Genomic DNA, 12,225 nt, shown 5'->3' on the forward strand with positions numbered 1-12,225 from the left:
CCTATCCCTGTTTCGAGCGCGCAATAGCCTCGCCCGCTGCAAACGGCAAGACGTCTGCAGGGGGATAGAGTCTTTCCAGCGCCGAACCGATCATTTCGAGCCCAAGTTTCGCGCCCTCGCGCGATAGCGGCAGGTGCCGGCCAGTTGTCCGCGACGCCTTGCGCTTGATGAGGAAACAGCTCGAGCCGCGCCGGGCCGCATTGTCGATCAGCGCCAGATCCGCCGCGATCAGCGTCTTCAGATTGTCGTCAGCGGCCGGCGCGTCATAACTCTTCGCCAGGATACGCGCCCAATAGGTGCAGGAGAGGAAGATCGCCAGCGTCTGGCGGATCTGGCCCGGGCGCGTCACCACCGACCAGGACGAGCCGAGGGGCCGCGCCGCCACCGTCACGTCGCGGTAGCAGCCATCGATCTTCTGCGACAACCGGATCAGGTCGAAACCGCTCTTGCCCTCGCCGATCGCGCCAAGCAGCTCGCGCAACGCCTGGAACCAACGGGCAAGTGCGGCATCGAGCGCCCCGCGCGTGCGCGTGGGGAAGACGATGAAGGCGACCGCCGTTCCCGCCGCCGCCCCGATCATGGTCTCGCCGATGCGCAGCTTCAACAGATCGAGCGTCAGCACGCCGGTCATGCCGTAGACCAGGCAGAGCACGATCGAGATGAAGAAGGTCATCGTCGCATAGGAAACCTGCAGGAAATAGAAGGCCAGAAAGATGCAGACGGCGGCGATCGGAATGGCGATATCAGGCTCGCCCGAAATCAGCGTCGCCAGCACAAGCCCGATGGCGATCCCGAACACGGTGCCGAGCGAACGCGACAGCGCTTTCATCGCCGTATCGCCGCGCGAATTGGTGTTGGTGAAAACGAGGAAGGCGGCAAGCACCGCCCAGAACCAGCGCTCGCGCGAGAGAGCCAGGCCAAAAGCCATGGCAAGCGCTGAGGCGAGCGTGATCTGCAGCGCCGAGCGAAGCAGGGGATTGGCAAAGGAAAAGTCGATCTTCTCAGGCAGCACAGTATCCTTGACGGCGTCGATGCCGGAGAATCCCGAGGTCTGCCCCTCGCCGATCGCCTGTGTCAACTGCTGCCGCGCCTCGCCGAGCCAGAGCAGCGCCCGCACGGTTTCGCCTTGCGGCTGGTCCTTGATGGCTTCGGCCATCTCCGCAAATCTTGCAAGTTCCGTGCTATCGGCCTCGATTACGGCATGGATGAGCGCAAAAGGCGGCGGGCTCTGGAAACTCAGCACGATTGCGCTCTCGGCGGCCAGATGCGCATCGAAGAGCCGGATCGCCAATTCTGCGGCCGGATCGGCGGTGGCATCGAAAACGCCGCCGGACGGGCGCGGGATGAAGGTTTCGGCCATCAGCACCACTTCCTTCAGCCGGTCTTCCAACTGGCGCAGTTCCTGCCGGTCGGCTTCACCGATCTCGGCGCCGACGGCGAGGGCGGCGAGCTTGAAGAGGATCTGGTTGATCCGGCCGCGCACACTTTCGAGCGAGCGGAGCAGGTCGCGCCGCCAGTCGTCCGGCAACAATACGGCTCTCACCAGATGGCCGACGAGCACGGAGACGACGGGGCCGATCGCCACATCAGGCAGCTCGGCCAGCGGAGGCCGGAAATAGGCGCCCATGAAATAGGAGGTGAAGGCGAACATGCCGATCGCAAAACCGCGCGGCCCGAACACCCGCCCGGCCGATGCGAGCGCGATCACCACCAGGAAGACGAGGTCGGAGAATAAACGGCGATCCTCGAGGCCCGCCGCGATGGCGACGACGCCAAGGCTTGCGACGCAACCGAAGAGCCGCGTCACCAGCTGGCGCGTATTGCCCTTGTCGCGAACGGCCACCCCACCCTCGATCGACAGCACGATGCCGAGGCCGAAAGCCGCCGTCGGCAACGGCAGGATGAACATATGGATGGCGAGAAGGATTAAAAATGAGAAGATGATCGTCAGCGTTACCCGCGAGGCCATGCGCAGGCGCGAAAGCGCCGGATCATTGGCAAGCAGCCAGTCGCGGAACTGAAAACCGGAAAACAAATGCAAAGCCCCTCATGCCGCAGAAGGATCGACAGATACCGCCGCAAGAGCGGAAATCAAACCACGGCAACGATCGGAACATTCGCCGGGCTCGAATCCTTCGGCATCGATCGAATGTGGTGCGTCTATTGGCCCTTGGCAATCAGCGCCATCGTCGCCTTCAGGGAATCACGGGCCTGCGTTTCGATATTCTCGGTGACGATATCGTCGATCACTGGCTTGCCGTCTTCTTCGACCACTTCGAAACGAACGGTCGTATAGTCCTTGGCATCGGGCGCATCGGAGCAGGCGGATTTCTGGAAGCGCACAGTCACCTCGGCCGTCCCGTTGACCACAGGTGCTGCCGCCATCGTCAGATCCTGCAGCGGGCAGGCATCCTGGCCGTTGACGATGACGTCGTAGTCGAACGGCGATATGCCGTCGTCGTCGACCGCGGGAAATTGCGCCGCCGCCTGGTATCTCGCGACGAAATCGCGGCTGTAAAGATGGTCGAGCCGGCTTGCGTCGAAGATGTCGGTCCAGTCGCTGTTATTGTCCGCCCAGTTGCTCTTGGTCGCGTCCATGATCTCCTTCACGGGGGCGGTGACATCGGCGGCATGGCCGATGCCGGAAAAGGCGATAAGGCTTGCGATAACAACGGCGATTGTCTTCATGGTCGAATATCCGAGGGGCGGCAAATCAAGGCGGACACTAGCCGAATTCCGGCACTTGGCAATGCAGCAAAAACGCATTGCAGAACCCGTTGCAGCTTTGCGTTCCCGGTTCACAATGCTATAGCGCTCCTCATCACGTCACCCACCCGGGACCCCGTCCCCCTTCAAGCTCGAACGAGGCAGATACATGAACAAGATCAAGGTCGCCAATCCCGTCGCCGATCTCGACGGCGATGAAATGACGCGCATCATCTGGCAGCTCATCAAGGACAAGCTGATCCATCCGTATCTCGATCTCGACATCGACTATTTCGACCTGTCCGTCGAAAACCGCGACGCCACCAATGACCAGGTGACCGTCGATGCCGCCAATGCCATCAAGAAGTACGGCGTCGGCATCAAGTGCGCGACGATCACGCCGGATGAAGCCCGCGTCAAGGAATTCAACCTCAAGGAAATGTGGAAGAGCCCGAACGGCACGATCCGCAACATCCTCGGCGGCGTCATCTTCCGCGAGCCGATCATTTGCCGCAACGTGCCGCGCCTGGTTCCCGGCTGGACGCAGCCGATCGTCGTCGGCCGCCACGCTTTCGGCGACCAGTACCGCGCCACCGACTTCAAATTCCCCGGCAAGGGCAAGCTGACGATCAAGTTCGTCGGCGAGGACGGCACCGTCATCGAGAAGGAAGTGTTCAACGCACCGGGCGCCGGCGTCGCCATGGCCATGTACAATCTCGACGAATCGATCCGCGAATTCGCCCGCGCCTCGATGATGTACGGGCTGATGCGCAAGTGGCCGGTCTATCTCTCCACCAAGAACACCATTCTCAAGGCCTATGACGGCCGCTTCAAGGACATCTTCGAGGAAGTCTTCGAGACCGAGTTCAAGGATCAGTTCAAGGAAGCCGGCATCACCTACGAACACCGCCTGATCGACGACATGGTCGCCTCGGCGCTGAAGTGGTCCGGTGGCTACGTCTGGGCCTGCAAGAACTATGACGGCGACGTCCAGTCCGACACCGTCGCCCAGGGCTTCGGTTCGCTCGGCCTGATGACCTCGGTGCTGCTGACCCCCGATGGCAAGACGGTCGAAGCCGAAGCCGCTCACGGCACCGTCACCCGCCACTATCGCCAGCACCAGAAGGGCCAGGAAACCTCGACGAACTCGATCGCCTCGATCTTTGCCTGGACCCGTGGCCTGGCGCATCGCGCCAAGCTCGACGACAATGCCGAGCTTGCCCGCTTTGCCGCAACGCTCGAAAAGGTCTGCGTCGATACCGTCGAATCCGGTTTCATGACCAAGGATCTGGCGCTCTTGATCGGCCCCGACCAGCCGTGGCTGTCCACCACCGCCTTCCTCGACAAGATCGACCAGAACCTCCAGAAGGCCATGGCGTAAGCCGGCCTTTCCGAGATAAGATCGAAACGGCGGGGATTTCCCCGCCGTTTTCAATTGGGGAATGAACCGATGACGGCCATCCTGCGACCGCTTGAACCCGCCGACCGCGCCGCATGGGAACCCTTATGGGAAGCCTATCAGCGCTTCTATGAGGTGGTCATTCCGCCCGAAACCACCGATCTCACCTGGGCTCGCTTCCACGATCCTGACGAACCGATGCACGCGCTCGGCGCCTTTGATGAAGATGGCCGTCTCGTCGGCATCGTCCATGCCATCTTTCACCGCTCCTGCTGGCTGCCGCAATGGACCTGCTATCTGCAGGATCTCTATGTCGAAAACACCCAACGCGGGCTCGGCACCGGCGCCGCACTGATCGACGCCGTCGCCGACCTCGCCCGCAAAAACGGCGCAGGCCGGCTCTATTGGATGACGCATGAAACCAATGCAACGGCGCGGCGGCTCTATGACAGGATCGCCGAGCGCTCGGGTTTCATCCAGTACCGAAAGGCGCTTTAAGCGGCTGGGGTTGCACAAAGGCCTCGCCGCACTATTGATTCCGGGGAACGGCAAGACCGCAGAATTACGGCAGCACGAGGAGGATCTCATGACGGAAGAACTGGTATTCTACACGAACCCGATGTCGCGCGGCCGCATCGCGCGCTGGATGCTGGAGGAGATCGGCCAGCCCTATCGCACCGAACTGCTGACCTTCGGCGAAACCATGAAGGCGCCCGAATATCTCGCGGTCAATCCGATGGGCAAGGTGCCGGCGATCCGTCACGGCGATACCATCGTCACCGAATGCGCGGCGATCTGCGCCTATCTCGCCGACACCTTCCCCGAAAAGGCGCTGGCGCCGACGCCGGAGGAGCGCGCCCGCTATTACCGCTGGATGTTCTTTGCCGCCGGTCCGCTCGAATCGGCGGTAACGATGAAGGGGCTCGGCTTCGAAATTCCGAAGGATCGCCTACGTATGGCCGGCTGCGGCGGTTTCGGCGACGTCATGAATACGCTCGAAATGGCGGTCTCCGGCTCGACCTACGTCGCCGGCGAACGCTTCACCGCCGCCGACGTCTATGTCGGCTCGCATATCGGCTGGGGCCTCGGTTTCGGCAGTATCGAGAAGCGCCAGGCCTTCGTCGATTATTTCGGCCGCATCAGCGGGCGTGAGGCCTACAAGCGCGCGAATGCGCTGGACGACGAAGCCGGCAAGACGATGCAGGCGGCTTAATCTGTAAAACCTGGAGCGGCGGCCCGACCGCCGCTCCGGAGATATCCGCCGTCAGACAAGCGGCATGTGAATGTCCGTCAGAAGCTCGGTCGGCGGCACCTCGCGCGGATTGTTGAGATATTCCTCGAACATGAGCCTGTCCTTCAGTTGCCGGCCGGACTTCGGCAGCCATTCGGCAAAGAGCCATTGATAGGACTTGGGCATATTGGCATAGGGGCCCTTGTGGCGCAGCACGGCATAATCGCCGCCGTCGATCGTGCGCCGCTCGAACGGCGCATCGGCCGGCACGTCGGCAGCGCCGGTGACGCAGGCGATCGAACGCAGCTTTTCCAACGGCACGATATCGGGATCATCGAGATAGACGCCGATCATCCGCATCTCGGGCTTGGCGAGGCCGCGGGCATAAAGCGTGCCGAACAGCGTCTCGAAGGCCTTGTCGATCTGCATGTAGGAACCGGTATGGGCAACGCCGATCAGCTCGATCGGCCCGATCTCGCGTATGGTAACGTCTAACATCGCTTTGGTCTTTCCGTTGGGTGAGGGCTCATAGGCTGTGTGGCTTCCCTCTTTCCGGTAGCGGGCCGGCGGCATGCCGTAGACCGACTTGAAGATGCGATTGAAGGATTGGAGATTGGGATAGCCTGATCGCTTCGCTATTTCACTGACGGCAAGTTCCGTGCGGACGATCTCGCCTGCCGCATGATGCAGCCTGAGCCGCTTGACGGTTGCCGCCAGCGTCTCGCCGTAAATCGCCCGGTAGATCCTGTGCCAGTGATAGCTCGACATGCAGGCGATTTCGGCAAGGCGCTCCATATCCAGCTCCTCGTCCAAATGGTCGTGAATATAGGCCGAAACCCGTCGCAGACGGTTTTCATAAAGTGCCCATGCCGTTTCGCCGTTCATGTCAAACCTCGTGCAAATCGATCGGCCAAAGAAGAACATAACCCGATTTGACAAATCCTGCTGACTTGCGCTTTCGACGAATCCGGCATAGGGCGGAAGTCCGGCTCGAACCCAAAAGGAATGACTGATGCCGGATTTTTCAACATTGATGATTTTTGCCGCCGCAGCGCTGGTGCTGACAGCCACGCCCGGTCCCGACATGCTGCTGATCGCCTCGCGCAGTGTCAGCCAGGGACGCGCCGCCGGATTTCTGACCTATGCAGGCATCGCACTCGGCACCTATTGCCACGCCCTTGCCGCCGCTTTCGGGCTCTCTCAGCTCTTCGTGACGGTGCCCGCTATCTATGAAGCAGTGCGCTGGGCCGGCTGCTGCTATCTTCTCTATTTGGCCTATAAGACAATCCGCTCGGAAGTCACCGCCTTTGCGCCAGCATCGACATTGAGACGGCTTTCGGGCAGACGCATCTTCTTTGCAGGTCTCGCCACCAATCTGCTCAATCCGAAAATAGCCCTCTTCGTCATGGCCCTCTTTCCGCAATTCGTGACTGCGCAAAGCGGCTCGATCACGATGCAGATGCTGGTGCTTGCGACCGTGCTGAACGGCATCGGCCTCGTCGTCAATGGAGCCGTCATTATTCTCGGAAGCCAAATTCGCACGCGGCTGGCCTCGCTCAGCCGCTTTCCGAAGATGCCGCAATATATGCTGGCGACTGTTTTTACAGGGCTCGCCTGCCGCCTCGCTTTGCAAGCGCGAAACTGACCGCCGCAGGCTTCTGCGCAAAATAAAACCGGCTGCGAAATCCAGATCTCGCAGCCGGTCCACATGTCAAACGCCGTCAGGCTGATGGTCAGCCTGCAAGTGCCGACGCAACCGCCTCAAGGGCTTCGTCGGCCTTGGCGCCATCAGGGCCGCCAGCTTGCGCCATGTCCGGACGGCCGCCGCCGCCCTTGCCGCCAAGCGCGGCAGAAGCGACGCGCACCAGATCAACGGCGCTGAAGCGATCAACGAGGTCGGGCGTCACGGCAACGACCGCGCTTGCCTTGCCATCCTCGGAAACGCCGATGAGCGTCACGACGCCCGAGCCGATGCTGGTCTTCCCGTCATCGGCGAGCCCCTTCAGATCTTTGGGATCGACGCCCGATATCGACTTGCCGAGGAACTTGACGCCGGCGACTTCGCGCACGGAATCGGCCGAGCCGCCCTGCCCGCCGCCCATGGCGAGCTTGCGCTTGGCGTCGGCCAGTTCCTTTTCGAGCTTGCGGCGCTCGTCGATCAGCGCTTCGACGCGCGAGAGAACGTCTGACGGTTGAACCTTCAGCGAGGCGGCAAGCGTCTTCACGCGCTCGTCCTGTTCGGCCAGATATTCGCGCGCCGATTCGCCGGTGACGGCCTCGATGCGGCGAACGCCGGCGCCGACGGCGCTTTCGCCGAGAACGCGGATCAGGCCGATCTGGCCGGTGGCTCCGACATGCGTGCCGCCGCAGAGTTCGATCGAATAGGGCTTGCCGGCCTTGGCGCCGCGCACACCCTCGCCCATCGCCACGACGCGGACTTCATCGCCGTATTTCTCACCGAACAGCGCCATCGCACCTTCGGCGATCGCATCGTCGACGCTCATCAGCCTCGTGGTGACCGGCGAATTCTGCAGCACGATCTCATTTGCCATATCCTCGACGATTTTCAGCTCTTCGGCCGACATCGGCTTCGGATGCGAAACGTCGAAACGCAGGCGCTCGGGTGCTACCAGCGAACCCTTCTGTGCCACATGAGTGCCCAGCACTTCGCGCAGCGCCTCATGCAACAGGTGGGTCGCCGAGTGATTGGCGCGCAGGCGCGAACGGCGGGCATGATCGACCGTCAACGCGACAGCATCGCCATCCTTGACCACGCCTTCGATGACAGTACCCAGATGCACGAACAGGCCTTCGCCCCTCTTCTGCGTATCTGAAATCTCGATCTTGCCGTGGTCGGACGAGATCACCCCGGTATCGCCCATCTGGCCGCCGGATTCGCCGTAGAACGGCGTCTGGCTGACGACGATCTGCACCTTGTCGCCGGCCCTGGCCTCGGTCGAAACCGCGCCATCCTTGACGATCGCCTGCACGACGCCTTCAGCCGTTTCGGTGTCGTAGCCCAGGAATTCGGTCGCGCCGTGTTTTTCCTTGAGCTCGAACCACACGGTTTCGGTCGCCTTTTCGCCGGAACCGGCCCAGTGCGAGCGGGCTTCGGCCTTCTGGCGCTGCATCGCATCGGTGAAGCCGGAGATGTCGACGCCGATCTCTCGGGCACGCAATGCATCCTGCGTCAGATCGAGCGGGAAGCCGTAGGTGTCGTAGAGCTTGAAGGCGGTCTCGCCATCCAGCATATCGCCCTTGGAAAGATCCGTCGTTGCGTCCGACAGAAGCGACAGGCCACGTTCGAGCGTCTTGCGGAAGCGGTTTTCCTCGAGCTTCAGCGTTTCCGAGATCAGCGCCTCGGCGCGCACCAGCTCCGGATAGGCGCGGCCCATCTGCTGCACCAGCGTCGGCAGCAGCTTGTACATCAGCGGCTCCTTGGCGCCGAGCAACTGCGCATGGCGCATGGCGCGGCGCATGATGCGGCGCAGGACATAACCGCGGCCCTCATTCGACGGCAACACACCGTCGGCGATCAGGAAGGCCGAGGAGCGCAGGTGGTCGGCGATGACGCGGTGGCTGGCGCTGCCTTCCGCCTTGACGCCCATCGTATCCTCGATGGCGCCGATCAGTGTCCGGAAGAGATCGGTGTCGAACACGCTCTGAACGCCCTGCAGAATGCAGGCCATGCGCTCCAGACCCATGCCGGTGTCGATCGACGGACGCGGCAGCGGGTTGCGAACGCCGGGCTCCGTCTGTTCGAACTGCATGAAGACCAGGTTCCAGAATTCCAGGAACCGGTCGCCATCTTCCTCCGGCGAGCCCGGAGGGCCGCCCCAGACGTTCTCGCCCTGGTCGATGAAGATTTCCGAGCACGGACCGCAGGGGCCGGTATCGCCCATCTGCCAGAAATTGTCGGAGGTCGGAATGCGGATGATCTTGTCGTCGGAGAAACCGGCGATCTTCTTCCACAGCGTCGCTGCCTCTTCGTCTTCGGAATAGACGGTTACCAGCAGGCGATGCTTCGGCAGATCAAAACCTTCGGTCACGAGCTTCCAGGCAAGCTCGATCGCATTCTCCTTGAAATAGTCGCCGAAGGAGAAGTTGCCGAGCATTTCGAAGAAGGTCAGGTGACGCGCGGTATAGCCGACATTGTCGAGGTCGTTGTGCTTGCCGCCGGCGCGCACGCACTTCTGCGAGGTCGTCGCCGTCGAATAAGGACGCTTTTCCAGGCCGGTGAAGACATTCTTGAACTGCACCATGCCGGCATTGGTGAACATCAACGTCGGGTCGTTGCGCGGGACGAGCGGGCTCGACGGAACAATCTCATGGCCGTTCTTCTTGAAATAGTCGAGGAAGGTCGACCGGATATCGTTCACGCCGCTCATGCTATGCCCTTCAATGCTGCCGGAGGCAGGTAAATACAAATCCATCGGCTTTTAACGTTCGCCTCCGCCACTGTCCAGCAGACAAACAAAACCGGCCGCATTCTCATCAGGAATGCGGCCGGCTGGAACTGACTGATGAGTTCAAGCGCGAAAATTACATTTCCGCAGTGGCATCGCCATCGCCGTCATCGGGATCCGGTCCGCCGTTCTGCAGGAAGCGGTCGGCGATCAGGCCGGCATTCTGGCGCAGCGACAACTCGATCTCGCGGGCGAGATCCGGATTGTCGCGCAGGAAGGTCTTGGCGTTTTCACGACCCTGGCCGAGACGCTGGCTGTTATAGGAGAACCAGGCGCCCGATTTCTCGACGATGCCGGCCTTGACGCCGAGATCAACCAACTCGCCGGTCTTGGAAACACCCTCGCCATACATGATGTCGAACTCGACCTGCTTGAAGGGTGGCGCCATCTTGTTCTTGACGACCTTGACGCGTGTCTGGTTGCCGATCACCTCTTCGCGCTCCTTGACCGCGCCGATGCGGCGGATGTCGAGGCGCACGGAGGCATAAAATTTCAACGCATTGCCGCCCGTCGTCGTTTCCGGCGAACCGAACATGACGCCGATCTTCATGCGGATCTGGTTGATGAAGATCACCATGGTGTTCGACTTCGAGATCGAAGCGGTTAGCTTGCGCAGCGCCTGGCTCATCAGGCGCGCCTGCAGGCCGGGAAGGCTGTCGCCCATCTCGCCTTCGATTTCGGCGCGTGGTGTCAGTGCGGCGACCGAGTCGACGACGAGGACGTCGACGGCGCCGGAGCGCACCAGCGTATCGGTGATTTCAAGCGCCTGCTCGCCGGTATCGGGCTGCGAGATCAGAAGGTTCTGCAGATCGACGCCAAGCTTGCGGGCATAGACAGGATCGAGCGCATGCTCGGCATCGACGAAGGCGCAGATACCGCCCTTTTTCTGCGCTTCGGCAATGGTCTGCAGCGCAAGCGTCGTTTTACCGGAGCTTTCCGGCCCGTAAATTTCGATGATGCGGCCCCTCGGCAGGCCGCCGACGCCAAGTGCGATATCGAGGCCAAGCGAGCCGGTCGAGATCGTCTCGATCTCGACAACGTTCTCGTTGGAGCCGAGTTTCATAATCGAGCCCTTGCCGAACGACCGCTCTATCTGTGAGAGTGCCGCTTCAAGCGCCTTGCTTTTGTCCACCGATTTGTCCTCTACCAGCCGCAATGAATTCTGAGACATCCGATCCACCTTTAGGTTATTGAAGCCGCCCAAGCAATGTCGAGTTTGTACCCTATTTGTTCCACTCTCGCAATAGGCGATCAAACAATTGAAAGAAAAAGGTAAAACGGCCCGTGTTCTGTATTTGTTTTATCGATGAAAAGCAACGACTTAGATGTAAAGTGCCGGCACCCGCGCACAAAAACCCATCCCATCGATTCGCACGTCGGGCATCTGGAGAGTGCCTGAAATGAAAAGAAAGATTCTCGTTCTCGGCGGTGCCCATATCGATCGGCGCGGCCGCATCTCCGGCGAGACAGCGCCTGGCGCCAGCAATCCCGGCACCTGGTTCGAGGAGCCCGGCGGCGGCGGCTTCAATGCGGCGCGCAATCTCGCAAGGCTCGGTTTTCAGGTGACGATGATCTCGCCGCGCGGCGGCGATCCCAACGGCGAACTGGTCGGCGAAGCCGCCGATTTCGCCGGCATCGACGACCGGCCTTTCGTCTTCCTCGACCGCAAGACGCCGAGCTACACGGCGATCATCGAGAAGGACGGCAATCTGGTGATCGCCCTGGCCGACATGGATCTCTACCGCTTCTTCGTGCCGCGGCGTCTATCCATCCGCTGGGTGCGGGAAGCTTTCGACGCCCATGATTTCATCCTCTTCGATGCCAACCTGCCGGAAGAGACGATCGCCGCGATCGTCGCCAAGGCGCATTCCCTGGCCAAGCCCGTCGCGGCGATCGCCATCTCGCCGGCCAAGGTCGTCAGGCTGAAACCCTGCATCGGAGATATCGACTACCTGTTCCTGAACGAGGCCGAGGCCGCCGCCCTGACCGGTGAGCAGCCGGAAGACGCCGCCGGCTGGCCACCATTGCTGAACGAGATCGGCATCAGGAATGCCGTCGTCACTCGCGGCCGGCGCGAACTCGTCGCGCTTTGCGGGCACCGCGCCGTGACGCTGCAGCCGCCGATCGCCGACACCGTCGCCGATGTCACGGGTGCCGGCGATTCTCTTGCGGCCGGCACGCTCGCCGCCTTGATGCTCGGCCTGCCGCTCGAGGAAGCCGTCCGCCACGGCACCGCGGCCGCCACGCTGACCGTGCAGTCGCGGCACGCCGTCAACGAAAATCTGACGCCGGATCTTTTGAATGAGGCGCTTGCCCTTGTTCCCAAGATCAGAATTCTGCATTGAAGCGACTAATTAAAGAGTTGAGCATGATGCCGTCCGAAAACCGCCCACACTTTTCGGCATTATGTTCTGTCGATCATA

The 12,225-nt window shown here is 61.5% G+C and carries 10 protein-coding genes; 5 read left to right on the forward strand and 5 right to left on the reverse strand.

Annotation, left to right across the window (positions count from 1 at the left end; all coding sequences use genetic code 11):
- Position 1: 1 nt before the first annotated feature.
- The gene (locus EEQ99_RS18805; protein WP_097594362.1) at positions 2-2,041 is read right to left on the reverse strand and encodes an FUSC family protein; all 2,040 of its coding nucleotides are present in this window, start codon (positions 2,039-2,041) and stop codon (positions 2-4) included.
- 119 nt (positions 2,042-2,160) lie between these two features.
- The gene (locus EEQ99_RS18810) at positions 2,161-2,688 is read right to left on the reverse strand and encodes a hypothetical protein (protein WP_028756199.1); all 528 of its coding nucleotides are present in this window, start codon (positions 2,686-2,688) and stop codon (positions 2,161-2,163) included.
- A 187-nt stretch (positions 2,689-2,875) separates the two neighbouring features.
- Between EEQ99_RS18810 and EEQ99_RS18815 the strand changes: the two genes are divergently transcribed.
- The 3 genes from EEQ99_RS18815 (at position 2,876) to EEQ99_RS18825 (ending at position 5,318) form a co-directional block, all read left to right on the forward strand.
- A complete protein-coding gene (locus EEQ99_RS18815) occupies positions 2,876-4,087 on the forward strand; it encodes an NADP-dependent isocitrate dehydrogenase (RefSeq protein WP_028756198.1) in 1,212 nt (403 codons plus the stop codon).
- A gap of 69 nt (positions 4,088-4,156) precedes the next feature.
- Entirely contained in the window at positions 4,157-4,603 is a 447-nt protein-coding gene (locus tag EEQ99_RS18820; RefSeq protein ID WP_028758075.1) for a GNAT family N-acetyltransferase, read from the forward strand.
- 88 nt (positions 4,604-4,691) lie between these two features.
- The gene (locus tag EEQ99_RS18825; RefSeq protein WP_028756196.1) at positions 4,692-5,318 is read left to right on the forward strand and encodes a glutathione S-transferase family protein; all 627 of its coding nucleotides are present in this window, start codon (positions 4,692-4,694) and stop codon (positions 5,316-5,318) included.
- Positions 5,319-5,369: 51 nt separating this feature from the next.
- Here the strand turns inward: EEQ99_RS18825 and EEQ99_RS18830 are convergent, their stop codons facing one another.
- Complete coding sequence (locus tag EEQ99_RS18830; protein WP_028758076.1) at positions 5,370-6,221, reverse strand: AraC family transcriptional regulator; 852 nt, start codon at positions 6,219-6,221, stop codon at positions 5,370-5,372.
- Between the two features lie 127 nt (positions 6,222-6,348).
- Here EEQ99_RS18830 and EEQ99_RS18835 point away from each other — a divergent pair, with 127 nt between their 5' ends.
- Complete coding sequence (locus EEQ99_RS18835) at positions 6,349-6,981, forward strand: LysE family translocator (RefSeq protein WP_028758077.1); 633 nt, start codon at positions 6,349-6,351, stop codon at positions 6,979-6,981.
- An 88-nt stretch (positions 6,982-7,069) separates the two neighbouring features.
- Here EEQ99_RS18835 and alaS read toward each other — a convergent pair whose 3' ends face one another.
- Positions 7,070-9,724, reverse strand: a complete 2,655-nt coding sequence (alaS, locus tag EEQ99_RS18840; protein WP_028758078.1) for an alanine--tRNA ligase — start codon at positions 9,722-9,724, stop codon at positions 7,070-7,072.
- 154 nt (positions 9,725-9,878) lie between these two features.
- Positions 9,879-10,973 carry a recombinase RecA gene (gene recA, locus EEQ99_RS18845; protein WP_003540131.1) on the reverse strand — a complete coding sequence of 365 codons (1,095 nt, stop codon included), beginning with the start codon at positions 10,971-10,973 and terminating at the stop codon, positions 9,879-9,881.
- 229 nt (positions 10,974-11,202) lie between these two features.
- Between recA and EEQ99_RS18850 the strand changes: the two genes are divergently transcribed.
- Positions 11,203-12,147 (forward strand): carbohydrate kinase family protein, encoded by a 945-nt coding sequence (locus tag EEQ99_RS18850; RefSeq protein WP_127430914.1) that lies wholly within the window; start codon positions 11,203-11,205, stop codon positions 12,145-12,147.
- The last annotated feature ends 78 nt before the right edge of the window (positions 12,148-12,225 follow it).

Source organism: Rhizobium anhuiense, assembly GCF_003985145.1.
Classification (GTDB): domain Bacteria; phylum Pseudomonadota; class Alphaproteobacteria; order Rhizobiales; family Rhizobiaceae; genus Rhizobium; species Rhizobium anhuiense.